The sequence below is a fragment of the Peribacillus sp. 05N428 genome, from assembly GCF_056397085.1.
In genome coordinates, this window is record NZ_JBFTMS010000020.1 from 49,459 (window position 1) to 72,064 (window position 22,606).

The 22,606-nt window shown below is 38.9% G+C and carries 24 protein-coding genes; 15 read left to right on the forward strand and 9 right to left on the reverse strand.

What is annotated here, in order from left to right; translation table 11 throughout:
- Positions 1–444 precede the first annotated feature (444 nt).
- The 7 genes from AC1DIV_RS18075 to AC1DIV_RS18105 all read left to right on the forward strand — a co-directional run bounded on the left by AC1DIV_RS18075 (position 445) and on the right by AC1DIV_RS18105 (position 7,129).
- A complete protein-coding gene (locus AC1DIV_RS18075; RefSeq protein ID WP_477577041.1) occupies positions 445–3,480 on the forward strand; it encodes an efflux RND transporter permease subunit in 3,036 nt (1,011 codons plus the stop codon).
- Between the two features lie 248 nt (positions 3,481–3,728).
- The gene (locus AC1DIV_RS18080) at positions 3,729–4,379 is read left to right on the forward strand and encodes a DsbA family oxidoreductase (protein ID WP_477577106.1); all 651 of its coding nucleotides are present in this window, start codon (positions 3,729–3,731) and stop codon (positions 4,377–4,379) included.
- Positions 4,380–4,430: 51 nt separating this feature from the next.
- Entirely contained in the window at positions 4,431–5,033 is a 603-nt protein-coding gene (locus AC1DIV_RS18085; protein WP_477577043.1) for a nitroreductase family protein, read from the forward strand.
- Between the two features lie 250 nt (positions 5,034–5,283).
- Positions 5,284–5,895: a flavodoxin domain-containing protein gene (locus AC1DIV_RS18090; protein ID WP_477577045.1), complete on the forward strand. Its 612-nt coding sequence runs from the start codon at positions 5,284–5,286 to the stop codon at positions 5,893–5,895.
- Positions 5,816–5,983, forward strand: a complete 168-nt coding sequence (locus tag AC1DIV_RS18095) for a Fur-regulated basic protein FbpA (RefSeq protein ID WP_340877345.1) — start codon at positions 5,816–5,818, stop codon at positions 5,981–5,983. The genes AC1DIV_RS18090 and AC1DIV_RS18095 overlap by 80 nt, the downstream gene beginning before the upstream one ends.
- On the forward strand, positions 5,976–6,125 hold the full coding sequence (locus AC1DIV_RS18100; RefSeq protein WP_095679135.1) for an FbpB family small basic protein: 150 nt from the start codon (positions 5,976–5,978) through the stop codon (positions 6,123–6,125). Before AC1DIV_RS18095 ends, AC1DIV_RS18100 begins: the two co-directional genes overlap by 8 nt.
- 548 nt (positions 6,126–6,673) lie before the next feature.
- The gene (locus AC1DIV_RS18105) at positions 6,674–7,129 is read left to right on the forward strand and encodes a DinB family protein (protein WP_477577047.1); all 456 of its coding nucleotides are present in this window, start codon (positions 6,674–6,676) and stop codon (positions 7,127–7,129) included.
- A 25-nt stretch (positions 7,130–7,154) separates the two neighbouring features.
- Here the strand turns inward: AC1DIV_RS18105 and AC1DIV_RS18110 are convergent, their stop codons facing one another.
- Together AC1DIV_RS18110 and AC1DIV_RS18115 are read right to left on the reverse strand one after the other, a co-directional pair.
- A complete protein-coding gene (locus AC1DIV_RS18110; protein ID WP_373567496.1) occupies positions 7,155–7,787 on the reverse strand; it encodes a DUF2238 domain-containing protein in 633 nt (210 codons plus the stop codon).
- Between the two features lie 55 nt (positions 7,788–7,842).
- Complete coding sequence (locus AC1DIV_RS18115) at positions 7,843–8,616, reverse strand: alpha/beta fold hydrolase (RefSeq protein WP_063594561.1); 774 nt, start codon at positions 8,614–8,616, stop codon at positions 7,843–7,845.
- A gap of 180 nt (positions 8,617–8,796) precedes the next feature.
- Between AC1DIV_RS18115 and AC1DIV_RS18120 the strand changes: the two genes are divergently transcribed.
- A complete protein-coding gene (locus tag AC1DIV_RS18120) occupies positions 8,797–8,979 on the forward strand; it encodes a hypothetical protein (RefSeq protein ID WP_034309625.1) in 183 nt (60 codons plus the stop codon).
- Positions 8,980–9,171: 192 nt separating this feature from the next.
- Here AC1DIV_RS18120 and AC1DIV_RS18125 read toward each other — a convergent pair whose 3' ends face one another.
- Together AC1DIV_RS18125 and AC1DIV_RS18130 are read right to left on the reverse strand one after the other, a co-directional pair.
- Entirely contained in the window at positions 9,172–10,896 is a 1,725-nt protein-coding gene (locus AC1DIV_RS18125; RefSeq protein ID WP_477577048.1) for a sensor histidine kinase, read from the reverse strand.
- Complete coding sequence (locus AC1DIV_RS18130; protein WP_477577050.1) at positions 10,883–11,599, reverse strand: response regulator transcription factor; 717 nt, start codon at positions 11,597–11,599, stop codon at positions 10,883–10,885. The genes AC1DIV_RS18125 and AC1DIV_RS18130 overlap by 14 nt, the downstream gene beginning before the upstream one ends.
- Positions 11,600–11,756: 157 nt before the next feature.
- Here AC1DIV_RS18130 and AC1DIV_RS18135 point away from each other — a divergent pair, with 157 nt between their 5' ends.
- The 5 genes from AC1DIV_RS18135 to AC1DIV_RS18155 all read left to right on the forward strand — a co-directional run bounded on the left by AC1DIV_RS18135 (position 11,757) and on the right by AC1DIV_RS18155 (position 16,239).
- Positions 11,757–12,446: an ABC-2 transporter permease gene (locus AC1DIV_RS18135; protein WP_034309620.1), complete on the forward strand. Its 690-nt coding sequence runs from the start codon at positions 11,757–11,759 to the stop codon at positions 12,444–12,446.
- Complete coding sequence (locus tag AC1DIV_RS18140; protein ID WP_336865526.1) at positions 12,446–13,351, forward strand: ABC transporter ATP-binding protein; 906 nt, start codon at positions 12,446–12,448, stop codon at positions 13,349–13,351. Before AC1DIV_RS18135 ends, AC1DIV_RS18140 begins: the two co-directional genes overlap by 1 nt.
- Positions 13,352–13,468: 117 nt before the next feature.
- Entirely contained in the window at positions 13,469–13,903 is a 435-nt protein-coding gene (locus tag AC1DIV_RS18145; RefSeq protein ID WP_419721607.1) for a PH domain-containing protein, read from the forward strand.
- Entirely contained in the window at positions 13,900–15,411 is a 1,512-nt protein-coding gene (locus tag AC1DIV_RS18150) for a PH domain-containing protein (RefSeq protein ID WP_477577052.1), read from the forward strand. The genes AC1DIV_RS18145 and AC1DIV_RS18150 overlap by 4 nt, the downstream gene beginning before the upstream one ends.
- A gap of 267 nt (positions 15,412–15,678) precedes the next feature.
- Positions 15,679–16,239 (forward strand): peptidoglycan-binding domain-containing protein, encoded by a 561-nt coding sequence (locus AC1DIV_RS18155; protein ID WP_477577054.1) that lies wholly within the window; start codon positions 15,679–15,681, stop codon positions 16,237–16,239.
- Positions 16,240–16,731: 492 nt separating this feature from the next.
- Here the strand turns inward: AC1DIV_RS18155 and AC1DIV_RS18160 are convergent, their stop codons facing one another.
- Positions 16,732–17,178 carry a hypothetical protein gene (locus AC1DIV_RS18160; RefSeq protein WP_477577056.1) on the reverse strand — a complete coding sequence of 149 codons (447 nt, stop codon included), beginning with the start codon at positions 17,176–17,178 and terminating at the stop codon, positions 16,732–16,734.
- A 166-nt stretch (positions 17,179–17,344) separates the two neighbouring features.
- Between AC1DIV_RS18160 and AC1DIV_RS18165 the strand changes: the two genes are divergently transcribed.
- The gene (locus AC1DIV_RS18165) at positions 17,345–18,772 is read left to right on the forward strand and encodes a phospholipase D-like domain-containing protein (protein WP_477577058.1); all 1,428 of its coding nucleotides are present in this window, start codon (positions 17,345–17,347) and stop codon (positions 18,770–18,772) included.
- Positions 18,773–18,905: 133 nt separating this feature from the next.
- Positions 18,906–19,757, forward strand: a complete 852-nt coding sequence (locus AC1DIV_RS18170) for an MBL fold metallo-hydrolase (protein WP_477577060.1) — start codon at positions 18,906–18,908, stop codon at positions 19,755–19,757.
- Between the two features lie 40 nt (positions 19,758–19,797).
- On the opposite strand, the gene AC1DIV_RS18175 is transcribed toward AC1DIV_RS18170, so the two are convergent.
- The 4 genes from AC1DIV_RS18175 to kynA all read right to left on the reverse strand — a co-directional run bounded on the left by AC1DIV_RS18175 (position 19,798) and on the right by kynA (position 22,588).
- The gene (locus AC1DIV_RS18175) at positions 19,798–20,142 is read right to left on the reverse strand and encodes a hypothetical protein (protein WP_477577062.1); all 345 of its coding nucleotides are present in this window, start codon (positions 20,140–20,142) and stop codon (positions 19,798–19,800) included.
- Between the two features lie 145 nt (positions 20,143–20,287).
- A complete protein-coding gene (locus tag AC1DIV_RS18180) occupies positions 20,288–20,920 on the reverse strand; it encodes a LysE family translocator (RefSeq protein WP_249595478.1) in 633 nt (210 codons plus the stop codon).
- Between the two features lie 147 nt (positions 20,921–21,067).
- Positions 21,068–21,694 (reverse strand): arylformamidase, encoded by a 627-nt coding sequence (kynB, locus tag AC1DIV_RS18185; protein WP_477577064.1) that lies wholly within the window; start codon positions 21,692–21,694, stop codon positions 21,068–21,070.
- A gap of 39 nt (positions 21,695–21,733) precedes the next feature.
- The gene (gene kynA, locus AC1DIV_RS18190; RefSeq protein ID WP_048679521.1) at positions 21,734–22,588 is read right to left on the reverse strand and encodes a tryptophan 2,3-dioxygenase; all 855 of its coding nucleotides are present in this window, start codon (positions 22,586–22,588) and stop codon (positions 21,734–21,736) included.
- Positions 22,589–22,606 lie beyond the last annotated feature (18 nt).

The window sequence follows — 22,606 nt, forward strand, 5'->3', positions numbered from 1 at the left end:
TTCTTAACGGAAGGTTGTTGTTAGGGCTAGGATTCGCATGAATTTTTCCTTAGTGGAAATAAAGCTATTAAAATGGGGCTGGTTACTTGTATCGGAATAAAAACACCGCTCTGATCATGATTTTGTGTTTCCTGTTATTCCTATTTCTTGTGGTGCTCATTTTTCGCCACATCACGGTATACTTCGTGTATAGCTCGGGCATCGGCCCGTTATTACTTATTGGGGTAATGGTTTTGGCTATCGTTATGCTTTTTATCAAAGGGTATAAATAATCGAGTCTGTTTCTTTGAGGCTGCTGCGCAGCCTTTTTTTTGTTTCTTTGAATCAAGGGACATAAAAAAATATAAAAATCAATAAAAAATTAACACTCCAACATTAGTAATATATGGTAATATTTGAAATGGAATTATTTTCTTCTAAATTTTATTCAGGGGTGATTAGTGCGTGGAGTTTTTTACTAAGTGGTCGTTCAAGAACAAGGCTGCCGTTTCATTGGTAACCATATTTATTTTGATGATAGGAGTTGTCAGTTATTTTAAACTGCCGATGGAATTTTTACCATCTGCTGATAATCCACAAGTTACGATTATCACAATGGGGCAGGGCACCGATTCGAAAACGATGGAAGCACAAGTTACAGATCCGATTGAAAGGGCAGTTACGGGCGTTAAAGGAAAGAGTTCCATATACTCCACCACTGGAGATGGTTTTTCAAAAGTAGATCTATTCTTTGAAGCCGGATCGGATATGAAACAAGCGAAACTGGATGTTCAGGAAGCATTAGGCAGTGTAGCATTGCCGCAAAGCATGGCAAAGCCTACTGTTACACAGTTAAATACGTCAATGATTCCCATTTCATTTGTATCAGTTACTTTTAAGGATGGGTTAACAGCTGAAAATATAGACTTTGCCAAGAAAGAATTAGAGCCTATGTATAAAGATATTAAAGGCGTTTCGGATGTACAGACATTTGGGGTTTCGCAATCCATTCTTTCAGTCAAAGTGGATAATGAAGAATTGGCTAAAAAGAAAGTCTCCATTCAAGATGTCATGAGCGTCCTTAACGGTCAGAATGCAGCTCTGGCCGTAGGCGAAAAAGTAATTGATGGGAAGGCAAGTAACATCAAGGTCATTGGTGATTTAACAAGTATTGAAAAATTAGAAGCGCTGAAGGTCACTCCGAATGTCGCACTTGGAGAGATAGCAAAAGTTGAAGAAGCGAATGATGGCAACCTCATCAGTCGTTTTAATGGAAAGGAAAGCATTGATTTAAGCATTATCAAGGACAGTCAATCAAATGCTGTCACAATCAGTAAAGAGGTTGAAAAAGTAGCAAAAGAAATTAATGAAAAGTATAGTGACCAGAAATCGACCATTTATTTATCTACAGCTGATATGGTGGAGACTTCCGTTCAGACGATGGTAAAAGAAGTTCTGTTAGGTGCGCTATTCGCTACGATTGTAATCATGGTCTTTTTACGGAATGTACGATCTACATTCATTACAATCGTATCCATACCGCTATCTCTTGGCTTTACGTTATTTTTGCTGTCATTGTCGGGAGTGACGCTGAATATTTTGACGCTGGGCGGTGTCGCTGTAGCGATCGGGCGCTTGGTGGACGATAGTATTGTCGTTATTGAAAACATTTTCCGGAAAATGCAGCAGGAGAAGATTTCAGTCGAATTGGTGATGGATGCAACGAAAGAAGTGGGAGTGGCAATCACAGCTTCAACCCTTACGACTGTGGCCGTTTTCTTGCCGGTTGCTTTATTGAATGGAGGGCTTCAGGAGTTTCTTCTTCCTTTCGCTTTGACTGTCACTTATTCTTTGCTGGCTTCATTAATTGTGGCATTGACGGTTGTTCCGTTAATGAGCGCAGGATTGCTGAAAAGGACGGAGCTGCCAAAACATCGACCGGCCAAGCGTTTTACGAAGCTGGTTACTTGGTCACTAAACCATAAATGGGTTGTCCTGATTGTTGCGATGCTGTTGTTTGTCGGTTCCATTGGTACATATTTTGCCATGCCAAAAGGGGCGATTGATAATTCTTCAGCAGACTATGTCTCTGTGACATTAACTTATCCAAATGATCAGCCCTATGAGAAAGTAAAGGAAAAAGCGATTGAACTCGAAGAAACGATGCAGGGTATGAGTGAAGTGGATAATATTTTCATGCAATTAGGAAACTCGCCCGAGACAGCACAATATGGCGAAGTCGCATCACCTACAGAAGCGATTTTCGGCATCCTGGTAAAGGATAAAGCAAATGTAGATGCAATCCTGAAAAAAATGGAAAAGGAACAAGAAAACTATCCGGATGCGAAGCTTACGGCCCAAGCCTCTTCCTTTATGATGGGAGCATCAAAGACGAACATTACAATAGATGTGATCGGCAGTAATGTTGAAGATTTGGAACGGACGGCCAATAATGTCAAAGAAAGAATTCAGGATATTAAAGGAATCGAAGAAATTACAACGAACCAGGATGAAAAGAAAACCATTTATTCATTCACGGTAGATCCAGCTAAAGGCAATACAGAACAAATAGGTCAACAATTGGGTATCATGCTTAATAAAACGCCTATCGGCCATATAACTTTACAGGATAAGCAAACACCTGTCGTCCTTGAACCAATCTTGGATCCTAAAAAACCAGAGGATTTAAAAAGCATTCCGATCATGACAGACGGGGGTCTAGCCCCAGTTTCAAAAGTTGCTTCTTTAAAGAGCGAAGAGAGCGCAACAACGCAGTTCCATAAAGATGGAGAAACATATCTCCAATTAACGGCAACGGTCGATCCGGCTAAGCTTTCCGATATTGCAAGCAAAATAAATCTTGAGGTATTTGGAGATAAAGAGAACAAAGGCCTTGATATTCCGGATGATGTAGAGATTTTAGTCGGCGGAGCCAGTGCTCAGCAGACAGATGATTTTTCCGATTTATTCCTTACGATGTTAATATCGATCGGCATTGTCTTTTTAATCATGGTTATAACCTTTAAATCGATCAAAGCACCGATTGCCATTCTATTTTCCTTGCCATTCGCTGCCATTGGAGCGGTATTAGGATTGGTTATCAGTCGAATTCCAGTTGATATTACAGCACTGCTTGGTGCTCTCATGTTAATAGGAATTGTTGTGACAAACGCGATTGTGCTTCTGGATCGAGTCAAACAAAACGAAGAAAAAATGATCATCCGTGATGCGATCGTCGAAGCGACAGCCACAAGATTCCGTCCAATCATAATGACGGCTGTAGCAACGATTTGTGCCATGCTGCCGCTTTTATATAAAAAGGCGGAAACAGGAAGCTTGGTTTCACAAAGCTTGGCGATCGTTGTCATTGGAGGGCTAGCTGTTTCCACACTGCTCACACTGATCGTCATTCCATGTATATACGAATTGCTGTATTATAAAAAATCGAAAAAACAGAGAAGGAAAAAGAGAGAACCCGTTAACGAACAAATCGAGATGTAAGGAAGTTTTAATAAAAAAGTTTGTAGAGAAAAGCAACATTTTCTTTACAAACTTTTTTTTATTTAAAATAATGGTTGACTTCCCTCTAACCTGTAACTAAAATGATTACAGTGGGCGATGAACAATCGCAGGGAGCAATCGACTGTACAGGTACTGAATGCCATGTAATTATATTGATTTTTTTTGCTCTATATTGTAACTGGTTTGGTTACAAGTTTAGCTGATATTGAAAAGTGAGGGAATATATGATGACAGTGAAAATTAAAGCGTATTCTGATTTTATTTGTCCATTTTGTTTTTTAGGTAAAGGGCCTTTGGACGAAATCGTGAAGGAAAAGGATGTAGAAGTGGAATGGATGCCATTTGAATTGCGTCCGAGTCCATATACGAAAATTGATCCATGGAAGGAACCCGATAAGCTGAATTCATGGGATTCTTACATTCTTCCTGCTGCGAAAAAGCTAGGGGTTGATATGCGTTTACCCCGTGTCTCCCCGCATCCATATACACATTTGGCATTCGAAGGCTGCCATTTTGCAAAGGAGCACGGAAAAGGGAACGAATTCCACAACAGAGTATTTACAGCATTTTTTCAAGAGGAACAAAATATTGAAGATATAGAAGTGTTGACAAAATTAGCGGGTGAAGTTGAGCTTCCTGTTGATGCCTTTAGAGAAGCGTTAGTGTCACGAAAGTATCGGGAAGTGCACCAGCAAGCACTCAAGCATGCTTATGAAGAAGCAGATATCAGGGCTGTCCCGACGTTTATTATTGGTGATGAAGTCATTCAAGGACTAGCCAGCAAAGAAAGGTTAGCGCAAGTCATTGAGAAGGAAGAAGCAAAAAATAAACAGAATGAATTTGATGGCTTGCAATGTGATGGTAAGGGGAGTTGCTAAAAGCCTTCTATTAAATAAAATGAAATGAAACATAAAATTGGAGGACTCAAAATGTCAGCAACTACAACAAATGTAAAAGAAGCAATCATCAATCGCCGTTCCATCCGTAAGGTGAAAAAGAACGATAATATTACGAAGGAAAGAATGAATGAACTGTTAAAAATCGCTTTACATGCACCAACTTCATTTAATATGCAAAGCGGACGAGTGGTGGTAGTGATGGATGACCAGCATGAAAGGTTCTGGGATATTGTAAAAGAAACACTTCGTTCCCGTGTCCCGGAAGAGAGCTTTGCGGCTACATTGGAACGACTGCAAGGATTTCGTGATGGAGTGGGCACCATTCTATTCTTTGAAAATCAAGAAACGATAGAACAAATGCAAGAAAAAGCCCCCTCCTATAAAGAACAGTTTCCTTATTGGTCCCATCAAGGAAGTGCTATGCTGCAGTATGCAATATGGATGACTTTAACAGCGGAAGGCATAGGGGCATCTTTACAGCATTATAATCCGATCATTGATGAAGAAGTGATGAAGACTTGGGATCTTCCAGGGAAATGGTCTTTGATAGCTCAAATGCCATTTGGTGAGCCGAATGAACAACCAGGAGAAAAAACGTTCCTGCCTTTCGAAGATATTGTAAAATTTTATTAATTATAAAATTTAATGTTTAGGATAATAGATTAATCAAAAGCCCTTTACTCTATGAGTAAAAGGGCTTTTTTTGAGGAATGAGTTTGAACGTCCAAGCAGCATTACTGATACAGGGAAAGTGAAGCTAAAATATCGGTTCCTGATATTCATCAGCATATAATAGCGGAGGTAAATAATTGACAATGAGAATCATTTTCATTTATAGTGAGATGTGTAATGAAATTAATTCTCAATTAGGAAGGTGATATAGATGAAGGTATTCATTGGTTATGTCAGTTTATCCGGTAATACCGAGAAAATGGCTATAAACATAAAGAATAGAATGAAGGCTGTCGGCTGTGAAGTATATATGGAAAGATTGGACACTGTTGAAGTTGATGCTTTAAAGGATTTTGATTTGGCCTTTATTGGTTTATATACATGGAATCTTGAAGATGTACCGTATGAAGCAAACGAGTTTTATGAAGAAATTGACCAAGTGGACTTTGCTGGAGTGAAAGTTGCACTCTTTGGTGCCGGCGACCTGACCCATTCGAAACCCTGCGCCGCGTTAGATATCCTTTCCGATAAAATGAAGCGATTTGGATTTGATGTATATGATCGAGTATTGAAAATACACCATGAAAGCAGTACATACGAACAACTGAGGAAATGCGAAGACTTTGCAGAGCATGCCCTTATATGGGGAAGCAATAGGAAAAAGTGGAGATTCTTCATGTGGGATCGGTTGCTAGGCAGCCCCAAATACCAAAAGTCTGTATTTTTGTTAAGGAGGGTCCTTGATGATTACCCAATTAAGTGCAAAGGGAGAAGCAAAAAAAGAAGAACTTATACAAGAACTTCTGAAATTCGGGATTTTTAAAAAATATAATAAACAACTATACGAGCTTCCGATCGTAGTTTTACAGAAGGAATTCAATCACTTGAGAGGTGAATCAAAAAATGTCTAGGAGAAGGAAATCTTATACTCAACTGCTAAAAGAAAACCGCGAGCTTCTGTTGCATGACAAAATCGAAGTGGAGCGCATCTATACAAAAATCGATCAAAAAGCCATCAATGAAAAAAAGGGCAGTAAGCAAGTACAATCATGATTGGTCAAATTGTACGTTGCCTCCAGTCACTAGCTTTCCAAGGGTGATCCGCCCTCGGAGCTCTTTGCGCCTGTGGGATCTCCCCACCAGCTCCAATCAAATTTGGTTAAAAAATCCAGGTACCCTTTTGTCGTAAAAATGGAGTTCGGAATGGCCTACTCCCAAACATGTTTTTAAAAGGAAAACTTGATTATCCTTCATGTTTTTTTACTGAAATCCTTAATGGATGGAAGAAATATGCGACACTCCTGCCGAAAAACTGGCTAGCCGAGACCCCGGAGACGCTTGCGTCGAGGAGGCTTGGCAGACAGTCGGCGGAAAGGGAGCGGATTTCTGAAATCAACTGGAACTTATTTAAACTTCAGGCAAACTGATTTTTCTTCAAGTTTGCCTGAAGTCTGAACCGAAATCCATTTTTGATTTCGGTTTTTTCTTTTGGGCTGTTATTTGCCATATTCAACAAACCGTGCAGTTAGTTGAAGAAGGAGGTATTTTCAGGTTGGTTGCCGAATAAAAATCCTTTAGGTAAAACTTAGGGGGAGTGCAAATTGAAAAATGTAATAGATGGAATCAATCATTGGATAGGTTTTATACCTGAAGAGTTCAACCGGATGACAGAAAAAGAATTAAATCATCGACCAATGCCACACAAATGGTCCAAAAAAGAGATTTTAGGACATTTATGCGATTCTGCATTGAACAATATGAATAGGTTTATCAAGATTCAGTACGAAGAACACCCATATGTTATACAATCATATAATCAAGACCAATGGGTATTAGTCCAGAATTACCAAGAGCGACCATTGGATGAGATCGTTAACCTTTTTTGTGCTTTAAATAAGCAAATCATTCATATAATAACGAATACACCAAATGATAGATTATCTAATCTTTGTGATATAGGAAATAATCAACTAAAATCATTGGAGTGGCTAATAAAAGATTATCTAGAACATATGGAACATCATATTAACAATCAAATCCTGATTAAAAAAGAGTGATCTATATAGGTAACTCTTTTTTAATTCAATTTTTCAATTTTCGCAACAGCTTGTCATGAAGTTTGGACAAGGTGAACAATACGATGATAGAGCCGATCAAGGTTAACGCCATATCCCATTGGGCGTCCCAAATATCACCTTGTGTTCCTAAAAAGTCCTTTGAAGCTTTTCTGCCTTTTGAAATGATGGCAGCTATCCATTCGATGATTTCATAGAGTGCTCCAATGGCAAGCGCAAAACTTACTGTGACAGCAAATAACCACGGTCCTTTTGTTAGGGGGGTTTTACGTATTACTATTTCCCTAATCACAATTGCAAGTAAACCTTTTAGAAAATGACCGAACCGATCATAATGGTTCCGGTTTAGATCGTAATGATCTTTTATCCAATTAAATAGAGGCACTTTTGTGTACGTATAATGGGCACCGATGAACATGGTAATTGAAAGAACGGCAATAACGAAATAGGATAATGTAGTAAGGCGGAATTTATTATATGTGGCCATTACATAAATCAGAAACACAACTGCAGGAAGGACTTCCATTGTCCATATCAAGTATCCTTCAGGCTTAATCACTGACCAAATAAACACTGCAGTGACTAGCAATAGAAATAATAAATGAATCAGTCTACTTTTATCTCTTCCCAATTTTTTCACTCCATAAATTTATGATATGTACATAGCAAAAGATTGAAATTCACAATCGGAAAAATCAATCGGATTGTGAATGGATAAAATGCTTAATACTTTCATTTAAATGATTAGCCGCTTTTGTAGGGATTTGATGCTTTACATGATCAATGAATCTTAATTCCGTATAGGGCAATTTTTCATGCAATAAATGGGCATAGCGATACATTGGTTTATCTTGTTTGCCATAGATCAGTAAAGTGGGAAGATTGATTTTCTCAAGCTGATGGGTACAGTTATAATGCAAACTATAATGGTAATACTGCTCGATATTTCGGGCATCTCCTTTTAGGGCTTCATTAAACATTTTGTTGAACAGCTTAATGGTATTTGAATTGCTCCATGAGATGGAAAGCGCAAGAATGGGAACTGCGTCTTTCTGGGCAAGTGATATGCCTAAAGAAATCTTTTGCTTTAAAGATGTATCCCTCACTTCAGACATTCCGCCAATTACAATGCCACCCAGAGCCCTATCGGCACAACTCAGCAAAAATTCCAATACGATGGAGCCGCCGGTCGAGTATCCGCATATCATTGCTTTTTTAATTTTCAAATGATCCAACAGATGTTTGATATCTTCTATAATCAGGGGATAAGTTACTGGCTGTCTTGAATACTGACTTCTTCCATGACCCCTAATATCAAAAGTGATAACTTTGAATTCTTCGGATAATTTCTCCAATTGGTATTCGAAATTCACACTGGTCAGTACAGGAGGATGGATAAAAACAATAGGAACCCCTTTTCCCCTAACAGAATAATGCAAGCTGATACCGTCCATATCTAACATTGGCATGAATATTCACCTCATTCGAAGAGTACTTGCATAATATCCCTCCTGAAAGAATTTTCCCTATTTAACATGTTTTTATTACTAATTGTTTTGGTAACAAACATCTTGAATTTTTTGGTTTTTTTTGAACAAGATATTATAGTTCAGGCAATGAACAAAAATATATAAAATAAGGTGATGTAAATGAGAGCAAACATGGATAAAATTTTACCAGTTGTCGCTTCGGTAGGAGTAGGTATAGCCACTTATCAAATGTTGAGTGGAAATGGCGGGAAAATGAAAAATATGGTTCCGCTTGCCACGAACTTGATGGGAATGGGGACTGGGATGCCAGGGCAGAATCAACAACAGCCAGAAAATCAATAAAAACAAAATCATCTCCTATAGGGGATGATTTTGTTTTTATTCAAGTGTCACTTCCTGCCTGTGAACAACATATGTAATTCTATTTGGGGTACGCCAACATTTCGAAATCATGACATTATCCAATCTGATTGAACTTTAACTCTGATTCAAATGTACACTTGTGAATTTCTGCTAGCCTATTTTTCATCTAGTTTAGGCAGGGAGAATGATTCGAACGGTTGTGCCTCTTTGCGGAGAACTTTTTACATTAATCGAGCCTCCATGAAGGTGAACCAATTGTTTCGTTATGGCCATCCCAAGACCCGTTCCACGCCCGGAATCACTTGTATTGGTACCTCGGTAATAGCGCTGGAAGAGCCTATCTAGAGTTTCATTGTCCATACCTATGCCGTCATCTTCAATCGTAATAATGAGAAGGTGCTGCTCAATAGGCGAAATAGATACTGTGATCGTAGTACTAGCAGGATTATAATGGATTGCATTCGCAATTAGGTTATCAATAATCCGTTGAAACCATTTGGTATCGATGGATGCTATAGCTGTTTCGTTTTTCGGCTGGAAGACGAATTTCATATCGTTGTTAGCCGGATCATTTATGAAATGGATCATGGTTCTGCGTATGAATTCAATGATATCCACTTCTTCTTTCACAATGGGCAGAGCTTGATTTCTTAAACGGTATGTTAATGTTAGGTCTTCAAGTAATTCCATCATATATCCTGACTTTTCGGCAATGATTAAGGCGAATTCTCTTGTCTCTCTTTCTGTCCACGAGTAATCTTCAGATTCTAGCATTTGAGCATAACCTGATATGGAAGCAAGAGGCGTTTTTAAATCATGAGAAAGACCGCTTATCCATTCATCCCTGGTTTGAGTCATTTTTCTTCGTTGGGTTTCATTTTGATGCAGGGTCTCGGTTAACTGTAAAAGTGTTGTAATCAGATCCTTATATAACCGATATTTCCTTTTTAACTTTCCTTTTTTATTTAACAAGATAGGGCGTTGATGAAGATCGAGCGGCTGTTCATATAAACCACTTCCAAGATTTTGAATCCATTTCATCATCGTAATCAAAGGAACCCCAAATTTACGTGCATACCAGAAAGTACCCGTTAACAATAGAAGAAATAACGCTATAAAAATGATTAAAATACTTTTACTGATCCTTTTGAACAAGTTTTCTTCTAGAGAGGTCGAACCTGAATGGTTTATACCCACAATTATTGTCTGTTCTGTCTCTGCATCAAAGAAAGCATCAACTGAATCTTGTTCACTCCCTGATAAGGTTTGAAGGTCCTGATTCGTGTATGAGGTCCCTTCCTTTTCGCTGCCATAACCATCTAATACCTTACCGGTCGAATTGATTAATTGAACCCAGCCCCCCTCCTCATCCATTTGCTTAAGAGTGGCAGCGGAAAGATTAAGCTGATGATTTTTCCAATCGACACTTGTCTTAACCTCGTTTAACAGACTAGTCTCAGAACTTTTTCTACCGAATATAAGTAACTGGGGCTGCGGATACGCTTCATCTAATTTCCAATGGAAGTATTCCACAGGGTCAGAGCTATTTTGTAGCATTAAACCAGCAAGTTCGCCCTCATTAAAATGTGAAGGTACATTTTCTGAAGTATTGTAAGCTCCAATAACATCGCCTTTTGTTGTCAGGACTAGGAGCCAGCCATTCTGATTCTTTGCCAGCTGTTTTAATTCGTCATCGAATGTCACTTTTTTACCTTGTATCGTAATCCTATCAGAAAAGAAAGTGCTATCTGCCTTTGATAAGTCTTGTGTAACCTCGTCATTCATGATGGAAAAGCCAATGATCGCCCAAATGGACAATAGAATAAAGAAAAATATGATGAAAACAAGAATTAATTGGATAAAAAACTGTACAATAAAGCGTTTATGAATGTTCATGTTTACTACCATCAGAAATAAATTTATAGCCAAGTCCTCTTACTGTAATAAGATGACGTGGTTTACTTGGGTTGTCCTCAATCTTTTCCCGAAGTTTACTAATATGGACCATAACGGTATTATCCTCACCTAAAAATTCTTCGCCCCATACTTTTTCATAAAGCTGGCTTTTACTAAAAAGCTGATTTGGATATTTACAGAAGAATAGCAGTAGCAGGTAAACCTGTGCAGGCAATTCTACTGTCCTGCCATTCACGGTTACTTCTCCAGATAGAGTGTTTACTTGGATTTGTCCGTATTGGTAAAACGTTTGGGAAGTATGTGAAACCTTTCCTGAATGACGCCGTAAATGTGCTTTTACCCTTGCGACAACCTCAAGTGGATTAAAGGGTTTTGTAATATAATCGTCTGCGCCTAATGCAAATCCAGAAAGTTTATCCAAATCTGTTGAACGTGCCGTAAGAAAGAAAATGGGGGCATCGGTGGTTTCTCTAATGAGCGGACAAATTTCAAAACCGCTACGATCTGGGAGCATAACATCCAAAAGGATTAAGTCATATCTTTTTGTTTGACATAAGGTCAAAGCGTCCGCAGCAGTAGATGCTGTATCTATATTTTTGAATTCTTCTCTTTTTAGAATCGTTGTTAACATATGTAGTATTGCTTTTTCATCATCTACAATTAATATTTGTGTCTCTTGCATATGGATACTCCCATTCTATTATGATATATAAATTATCATATCATTCGTTTACCAATTATTTAATAATTAAGGAAAAATTAAGGTGGAGTTTCTGATAGCTTAAGAAAGAACATCTATAATAGTCCTTAAGTGATGAACAGGAAGGAAGAGACTTAGTATGTATATTATTGGAAAAAGAGAATTTATCAGCTTATTTAAAGGAATTAAATCAGTCATTATTGTAATGATGTTATTAGCTACCTCCTATTATTCGGCCAAGTTTTCCGATTTATTAACGTCTGGGATTGAACTTACAGCGAGGGAAGCTGAAAATATACACACAGTTGGTCTTTTGATCCTTATATTATTTTTTGGTCAATTATTTGTTATGGGCCTTTCACACGATAGCCTGAACAGAGAAACACACGAACGCACTATACGATTTTTAGTGACAAGAACGTCAAGAACCTCCATTATACTGGGGAAGTTTTTAGGTATTTGGCTATTTTGGCTTATTTGCCTAACGACCTCCTTCTTGCTTACCAGCATCTTTTCCCAGAAGATTGATGTTTTTATCTTTACTCAGACAATGAGTTTATTAACCTACCAAATAGGCTTAACAATCTTACTTTCCGTTCTCATTCCTAAGCCTGGATTTACCATGTTCCTTGGAATCATGGTTGGGGTAGCTTTTCCTATCATTGGATTATGGGTTTCCTTTACGTCGAATGTTTGGGTGAGTTGGATAAAATTCATAACCCCCTATTATTATCTGATTAGGGAAGACTATACCTTTTTGGTGATTATTATATTAGCAGGTATCATGCTCGTTATCGCCAATCTGATTTTCAAAAGGAGGGAATGCTGATGAACGCCATAGAAACAACGCAGTTAAAGAAATCGTATGGAGCGGTACCAATCGTAAAAGGAATTGATCTTATCGTGGAAAAAGGAGAAATCTTTGGTTTTCTAGGTCGTAACGGAGCTGGTAAATCAACCTTCATCAATATGTTAACCGGCATTATTCAACCCAACTCTGGAACTTACTCGCTTCTAGGTGTAAAAGGTTCAAATGATCAGGTAAAGAAGAGGATTGGGGTAATGCCTGATTACTCGACATTATATGGCTCGTTAACGGCGGTGGAGCATTTGAAGTTTTTATCAGCTCTTTCAGGAAATCCTGCAGGAAAAGATAGGTGTATTGAAGTCTTGCAGTTAGTTGGTCTTGAATCTCATGCTCATAAAAAAGCCGCTAAATTTTCATTCGGTATGAAAAAGAAGCTTGGAATTGCACAAGCCATCATCCATGAACCTGAGCTAATCTTTCTAGATGAACCAACTTCAGGTTTGGATGCGGAATCCGCAATCCATATTCAAAAGCTGATCAAGGATCTGCAAAAAAAAGGTGCGACCATTTTCATGACATCCCACAATCTTTATGAAGTAGAGAAAATATGCACTCGAATAGCGATTATGAAAGAAGGTCAGATTGTTAATATTGGCACAATGGAAGAACTCAGGAACTTATATAGGTCGACGATAAGGGTCAAGCTTAAGCATTCTTCGGTACCGAAATCGGAACAAGTAAAATTACATCAGTGGCTGGAGTCAGTAGGTACAGAACTGGAAATGAAAGATCCTTACATGACTATCAATATTGATGATGAGAAAAAGATTGCTGATATGATCCGAGCTTTCAATCAGTGTAAGGTTGATGTCTTACGTGTAAAAGTAAAAGAACCATCACTAGAAGAAATCTTTTTGGCCGAATAGGTTAAATGAATATAAGTTTATAAAGCACATTGATTTAAAAATTCAGGCGGTGATTTTATTTATTCTATAATGAGCTTACCTCAAAAAAGATTATCCAAGGATGCGATAAAAGTGTGGATGTTAAGTGAAACGATTACGAATCTAATCGCATTCATCATACTTGGAGTCTTACTTTACTTAGATTATCGTTTTTCTTGGAAAGAGTGGATCGGTTGGATTCTGATTGGGATTACAGTTATCTCTGTGCTAGGTGCAGCCTGGTCATTGATCAGCCCTTTTCTTCTTTATAAAAACTGGCGCTTTGATGTAGATGAAGAGTTTTTACAATTGAAATCTGGTGTACTAAATGAAGTGCATGAACTTGTTCCAATGACAAAAATTCAATCGGTTGCAACCAAACAAGGACCGTTACTTAGAAAATACGGACTCTGTTCAGTTTCAATTGAAACGATGGGTTCCTCTCACTCGATACCAGCTCTACCAAAAGAGGTTGCTATCAAGTTAAGGAATCAGATTGCTCAATATGCAAAAATTAAGGAAGTGGAGCAATGAAGACAGCAAAACGATACAATCCACTTCTTATGCTTTTTAACTTCTGTAAATTAGTCAGGAATTCCATTTTCTTTGTCATTTATTTCTTTGTGATCAAAGCTGGTTCTGAATCCACCTTCATCACATATGGCAGGGTTGTTTTTTTTATCGTTTTCGGATTAACACTTATTTCAATAATTTTAAAATGGTTCACCCATAAATACGAACTTGATTATCGTTCCTTTCATCTATACAAAGGAATTTTCAATAAATCTGAACGAACCATTCCTTTTTCTAAAATTCAAAACGTCAACCGTCATACGTCTTTATTCCATCGAATTTTTAAAGTGACTTCCGTTAATTTTGAAACAGGTATAACAGGTGAGGATGCTGCTGTTAGATTCGAAGTCATTTCTCAAAAGGAAGCAAATCGAATGGAAATGCATATGAATAGTACTGTTAACGAAGAATTGGCGACCATTCATGCTAGCGAATATAAAGATATTCTTTCTGTTGAAGCGGAAGTTAAAAAAGAGATTTCAAATCGGACCAATCATTATAAGCCGACAAAAAAGGATATTATAAAAGCTTCCTTTACATCTCTTAGTTTTCTGGTCCTTATTCCTTTTATTAGTTCTTTATATTTTAAAATCAATGAAATCTTTCATGTGGAAAATAAAGCAGTGGGAATTTTTGAAAAGCTAATAGGCTCTTGGTGGATGATGACGATCATCATCATTGTTTTCGTCATTGCTTCTATCACTTTCGGAATAGTGAGGACATTTTTAAAATATGGGAATTATCAAATTTCCTCAGACCATGATCGAATTTACATTACGAAAGGTCTAATCGATGAAACTGCCTTTTCTATAGCCAAAGAAAAAGTGCAGGCAATTGAAATTAAACAGTCCTTCATGAAACGGTTGCTCGGACTTGCCGAAGTGAAACTGACAAGTCCAGGTGGTTTAAGTTTGGACGAAGATACGCTTGAAACCAACTCACTCTATCCCTATCTACCTGTTAAACGGGCATATGAAATAGTCTCGGAAATTTTGCCATTCTATGAAATATCACCTAAGATGATTCCCCTCCCGATCAATTCCTTTTGGCTGCGCATACTGTGGCCAAGCTGGCTTTGGGTCGTAGCAACAATTTTCTTATTTTATTTCAAGCCAACTGTTCTGGAAGTGGAAGAAGCTTGGTGGATGCTATCTGCTATCCTGTTAATAATTATTGTTGTTTCAAGGTTATTAGATTTCTTCAATACCTTCTACATTTTGAACAATGACTTCATTCAATTCAAAACCGGGAGTTTCACCACGTCTTTATTCGTGTCAAAACGAGATAAGATCATTGAAGTGAACGTAACCCGAAATATCATTCAAAAAATGCTTGGCCTTGCCTCCATTGGGACAATCAACCGGGCTAAACCGGTGCATCATGCTGGTATTGACCATGTTTCTTTTGAGGTGGCTGATTCATTTTACAAATGGTATATGGAACGTAGAAATGAAATCAAAGTTGAATGAAAGGGTATAACATAAAGATAGGGCCAACATCAGGATAAGTGTTCGATCAGATCATGATTACTAATATATATAAATAAAGCCTATGAATGAGGATGGTGCATTGTCAATAATGGGATTCCTTTTCGGCACTTCCTGTGGATAATATTTACCATTTTTTATAATTAAAGTAATAAAACACCAATAAAATAACTCCTTGCGTTATAATGAATGGGCTCCAAGGGAAGTGTCAGAAACCTGCAGGAGTGATCATTTGAATGGAGGTTATATGTGTTGAAGAAACAATTATGGGTCATGATTCCAACAGTTGCCTTGATGTTGGCCCCTTTAGGAACGGGTACTTCAATTACCCACGCGGCATCAAAGGGAAGTCAAATCCAGAAAATCGAAACGAAGGCGGAAACACGCCCGACCCTCAAGAAAGGCTCACGTTCGAGTTATGTAAGAGACTTACAGCAAAGCCTTAAAGATGTTAAATATCATGTAGGTGTTGATGGGATTTTCGGTACCCAAACACAAAATGTGGTAAGGGAGTTCCAAGTGGATCATAACTTAGCTTCAGATGGTATCGTCGGACCGAAGACATGGGCTGCTTTAGATGAAAATAAGGTGGAAAGAAGACAGTTCACGGAGAAAGACGCGATCGCGTTAGGGAAGAAGAATCTGGGTAACAACATCGTATTCAGCGGTGATGGCAGATTGCTGAAAGATGGCAAGGGAAAATCATATTACAACTTTAAAGCAGCTAATAAAGATTGGATAGATCAAGGCGGCACAGGAACGATTGGGTGGTTCCACATTTATAAAGATGGCCGTGTAGTGGAACAATAAAGGATATACATGCAAAAATGGTTCTCACTTTACGTGGGATTTTTTTTATGTGAAGAATCAAGAAGACTAAATACATCTATTTTTGGCTATAAATAACAAGTAAATACAGATATAATAGTAAATGGACAGCATTTTGGTATAGTGGGCAGCGGTCACTCCTTTTTAGAAAGGGGGTGTCGCTGGTGATTTCTATTATGGACGGACTGATGCTAATGATTTCATTCGCCTCTTTAATCGTCGCAGTAATCGCGGTTACATTAAAAAAGTAACCCCCTCCATACCATCCGGCCAGATGTATGTAGGAAAAGGGTTACTTTCATGAACGAGTAGCAACTGACTTACCACAGAAAGCCGCTGCTCTTTATGCAGTTTGCTGTTCATTGAGACGCTGGTTTAACCAGTGTCTTTTTTTATATTTATTATTATATCCTCATTTTCCCTATACATTCAACTAAAAAACCTGGATGAAATCTTGAATAAAAGTAAAATCAATTAGATTTTCGTTAAATTCCTGCCGTTTTCCAGTTTGAATGATTTCATCCCTTTATAAGAAACAATCGCAGGAATCATACAAAGCAAGGCCATCGGTAAACAATAAAGCAGATAGAAATGCCCTCCGTTATCAAGCGAGGGAATGAAGGCTAAAGCAACAAAAAGTAAAGTGAAAAAAATGATCGTGAAAATCCCGAAAGATTGATGATAGAATGCATGAATTTCCCTTCTTCGTTCATCTTGGTTGGGTAAGGTCTTTACTGCATTGTGCGTTCGAAGGAATAGGTACAAGGAGAACATTAGAAATAACGCGGAAAATGGCAAAGCGATCGCAAATAATGAAACGTCAAGAATGGAAAGATAAAAGCTGGATAAAAAGAAAACCTCTGATACCCCTAATGCAAAACAATAATTGAAGATACTTATTCTATCAGGTTGTTTAAGCATGGAATCCCTCCTTCTTTATCATATTATGCAACTGCTTTCATGTTCACCACTTTGTCACATTTAAAAGGTAAAAAATCCTCCCGGTTGTATCAAGCCTGCAGATGTTGAATAGAGTCTTTGCATATTACGAATAGTAATAAAATATCGCTTAAGGGGGGAGTGCTCAATGACTGTAAAAACGGCAATCAAAGGATTTTTGCTTGTTCTTCTATTATATTTCCTTTATGTAGTTGTGACGGCTGTTGTTCTTTTCCCCAAAGCAGAAAAAGAAGAAAACAGGCCGATAAAACAGGTAAGTGAATATATGGGAGAGAAGGAAGCCACCGTGGATCGTGTCCTGCTTTTCGAAGACGGTTATGAGTCGGGACTCGCCAGAATGCGAATGATCCAGGAAGCCCAGCATTCAATCGATATTGCCTACTATGCTTTTGGAAAAGGCGAATCAACCGAGCTTTTTCTTGGAGCCTTGATCGATGCGGCTGACCGAGGTGTCAAAGTCCGAATCCTTCTGGATGGAATATCTCATGGACTCAGAGGTCAATTAAGCAGTGCCCGTTATGCATTGGCTTCACATGAAAACATTGAATTAAGATATTACGAAACCTTTAAGCCATTTAAGCCGTGGACCTGGCATAATCGCCTACATGACAAGATCATCACGGTAGATGGAAAGTTAGGCATCATCGGAGGGAGGAATATTGCCGATAAGTACTTAGCAAGCAAGCCGCCGAGGAATTTTGTCTATGACAGGGATGTACTCATTTTCAATGCTAAAGAGGAGAAAGATAGTGTAATTGTTGAAATGAAGGGCTATTTGAATGAATTATGGACCCATCCTTATACGAGCGATGTTTTTTCGGACCTGTCGAAAAGGCAAACGGAAAAAGGAAAACGCGAAAGAGATGCATTAGCGAATAAATACAGCAAAGCTTTGCGCACTGAAACCGATTTCGTGAACCCAGTCGTCGATTGGGGCAAGGCTACTACACCTACTAAAAAAGTGTCCTTCATTCATAATCCGATCGAACGTTTCAACAAATACCCTATTGTGTGGAGATCTTTATTGGATATTGCTGCGAACGCCAATCAATCGGTATACATCCAAAGTCCCTATATTGTCCCAGCGGATGCCTTGAAGGAATATGTACCGAAGCAATTGGATTCAAAGGCTGATTGGACCATACTTACCAACTCGGCTGCATCAACCCCGAATATGATCGCTTTTTCCGGTTACTTGGCTTTTAGGGATAGCGTCGTTGAGACGGGGGCAAGGCTTTATGAATATTCAAAGCCTTATTCTTTGCATGGTAAATCGGTTGTCTATGATCAACGATTAAGTGCAGTGGGTTCCTACAATTTGGATTCTCGATCTGCCTTTTTAAATACGGAATCGATGGTGGTCATCGATAGTGAAAGATTTGCAACGCAGTTGATAGGAGCGATGGATTCAAAAATCAAAAATAGTACACTCATTGCGGACAATAAAAAATATATACAACCGCCTGAAGATCAGAAAAAGGAAGAGTCCTTTTTTAAGGCCACCTTTTTAAATGCCCTCTCGAAAATTACGGTATATTTGAATAGGTTCATTTGAAACATGACTAAAAAGACAGCAATCTCAGTGATTGTTGTCTTTTTAGCCTTTTGCGGAGATTATCTTATGAATACATATGTAATTTGCTATACTTGAGCAAGCTAATCACAACAATCCTAAGGAGAACAGAAACATGCAAACATTACAGCACCTATCGAAACATATTGTCTACCTGCCGCCAGTTCAGGAAACGGATCGCCCGGTTCTTGCCGCCGTGACGGGAAACAAGAAAACGCTCATCATCGATGCCGGTAACTCTGTCAGGCATGCACAGCTCTTTGAGGACGAATTGCTTCGGAATGATATAAGCGGGAATTTCCTCGTTCTTACCCATTCACACTGGGACCATGTATTCGGACTGGAGAATATCGGGATTCCGGTGATTTGTCAGGAAAAAACATACACGAACATTAAAGATATGCAGCAGCTTTCATGGGAAGATCGGGCCCTTGATCAACGTGTCGAAGAAGGGACGGAGATTGCCTTTTGTGCCGATGCAATCAAATTGGAACATGGGACGAATAGAGAGATTTCCCTCCCCCTGCCCGATATCATCTTTGAAAAAACGATGACGATCGATCTCGGCAAGATAACCTGTGTCATCGAACATGTTGGCGGCGACCATGCCAAAGATTCCTGCATCATTTATATACAGGAGGAAAAGACCTTATTTCTGGGAGACTGCCTGTATGCCAATCTTTATGCGGAAAAATGGAATTATACGGCTGAACAGGCTTTGCTGCTTCTTAAGAAAATTGAAGCCTATGATGCCGAAACATATATACTTTCCCATCATGATCAGCCCCGCACGAGACTGGAGATGGAGGCGGAGCTTAAGCTAATGAAAGAATGTGCCAGAGCGGTGGTCGCACATCGGGGAAACCGGGCTTTAATGGAGCAGGAATTGGCTAAAGAATTAAAGCGGGATTTAACTGAAGACGAGCTCGAAACGATTGGATTTTTCGTGAATGGGTATGTTGAGTGACTGAACTCTAAAGTGGGGTATGAGCTCAGCATTATTGGGCTCATACCCAGGCCTCAAAAGAGATAATAAACGTTATTAGTGCTGAAAGGATAAGAACTGATAGGATGCCTGATATGATTTTCCCTGCTTTTGCTCCTCTATTATCAGGATATATATGACCAATAATAAAGGAGGGGATGAAAAATATAGCCGAATAGAACACGGTATAATGAATACCTGAATCTCCATTTGACCAGCCGCTAATTCCGATAGTATGTAAAATATGATCTCCCATGCAAGATTTATCGCCAAATTCAAACGTAAACAATATTCCCAATAAACATAGCACGAAAGAAAGTGAACCTAATCCGATATCTTTTGTTTTCTTAACTTCAATGGTTGTCATGTTCTTTTTTCTCCTTGCATTAAAAACCAAATTATGGTTTTTTGTAACGTAAATCAGGCAAGTACTTAAATCCCTACACCTATACCAGAACCCCGATATATTAAAACTGCACCTCCAATGTCTAACAATTAGGGTGCAGTTCAAATTAATTATGAGCTTTTTCTAGAGCAAGCTTTATCCCGAAACCAATCAAGACCGTCCCGGTTATCCCCTCGAATATCGTTTGGGTTCTAGGCTTTTTCATAAAAGCACTGATTTGGTTCAGCAGATAGATATAAAATACAAACCACAACGCAGTTAAAACGGTATACGTCATGCCCATGATCAGGAATGGTAAAAACGTATCATTCCCCGGATTCACGAACTGAGGCAGAAACGTTAAAAAGAAGACGGCCACTTTAGGGTTCAGCAGATTGGTAAGGAACCCTTGCTTAAAGCATGACTGGTTTTCGTACTTACTTTTGACCGTCGTTTCCGCCGCTGCGGCCACTTGCTTATTCCTTAATCCCCATAGTGTCTTGAAGCCTAGATATACCAAGTAAACGGCACCGACATATTTGAAGATGGAAAATAATAAAGCGGATTTCACAATGATTGCTGAAAGCCCGAACACGGCAGCAGAAGTATGAATGAGCAGGGCACAGCATGTGCCGAACATCGTTTTAAAACCTCCCGACGTCCCCACGGTAACGGTGTTCCTTGTGGCTATTGCTGTATCTGGACCAGGTAAGATGATGAGAAGGATGCACATGATGATGAACAGATAAAAGTTTTCCATATTCGGACCTCCACTCTTAGCGATGAATTCTGAAAATTATAACATAGATGCACGTGGTTTAGGGAGATAATTTTGATAGTTAATGATTACAACAAAAAACAAGCCAAATCAGTTTTTGATCTGGCTCGTTTTTTTAAAAACATTTTGTCAGGGCGACTTTTTCAACACAGCACGTACCGGACTTCCATCTGCTTCAACTAAAGGAAGAGGGAGGGCTGCCAACTCATAATTACCCGGTTCGATACCGTCCAATACAAGTCCTTCCAAAATGTGAATGCCATGATCGGCAAGTTCATGGTGGGCAGACAGCTCTTTACTATCCAGTGGATCTACTGATGGTAAATCAAGTCCAATTAGACGGACGCCGTGTTCTGAAAGATATGCCGCTAATTCTGGCTGGATATGTGGAATGGTTTGTGGAAACACACTTCGATCCTTCCATGCATCCGTGCGTATTAACAGACGGGTAACGCCTTGTAGATCTATATGGGCTAATTCATCGACTCCGATGCTTGTCTTGTTTGGTAAATGGATAACTCGGGCATTTCCCATATATAAGTCGAGATCCAAATCAATCACTCTTTTTCCATCGTCATCGAAATGAAAAGGTGCATCAATATGGGTACCGGTATGGATACTCATTTTGATTTGACCTACATTGACAGATCCGCTCTGTTCTTTACTCCAATTGACTTTATAAGAGAAAGGTGTATCTCCAGGCCAGACTGCAACGTTATCATCCAGACGTTGTGAAATATCAATCCATGTCCCCATGCATTTACCTCCGTCTCTACTGGCTGTTTCTTGAATATCTTATAGCTTCGTTCTTAGACTCCATAGCTCTGGGAAAAAGTGTTGATCCAGTGCTCTTTTTAAATACGTTACACCTGATGATCCGCCAGTACCTTGCTTATTACCAATGATTCTTTCCACTGTAGTCATATGATTAAAACGCCATAATTGCTGTTGGTGGCCAATGTCCACTAACTTTTCGCCCAGCTCATATAAGTCCCAATATTGCTCAACATCGCGGTAAACTGTCAGCCATGCCTCTTCTACGCTGGCATTTGGTTCATACCTTTGTGACCAATCCCTGCTGATGGCTTCTTGATCAATAGGTAATCCGCGCGCCACAAGAGCATTGATCGCCGCGTCATAAATACTTGGCTCATGAAGGGCCTGCTGCATTTGCTCGTATAAATCCGTTTGGTGCTGATAGACGGATAGCGTATGGACATTTTTGTTTCCTAATGCAAATTCAATCAAGCGATTCTGATAAGATTGGAATCCGGAAGATTGTCCCAGTTTATCCCTGAATTCCATGTATTCAGCCGGCGTTAAAGTTGAAAGGACATTCCATGACTGGATCAATTGCTGCTGGATCCTCGAAACGCGGGACAGCATTTTAAACGAAGGTTCCAACCTGTTTTGGCGGATGGACTCAGTTGCTGCTGTCAATTCATGCAAAATGAGCTTCATCCATAGCTCACTCGCTTGATGGATAACGATAAATAGCATTTCATCATGATGATCGGAACATCTATGCTGACTGGTTAAAATCTTATCAAGGTGGAGGTAATCTCCATAGGACATCGATTTTTGAAAGTCGGTTTGAATTTCTTTCTCTAAACCCGTTATTGTTTGTTCATTTTTATCTGTATTCTTCATTCCGCAATCTCCTCACTT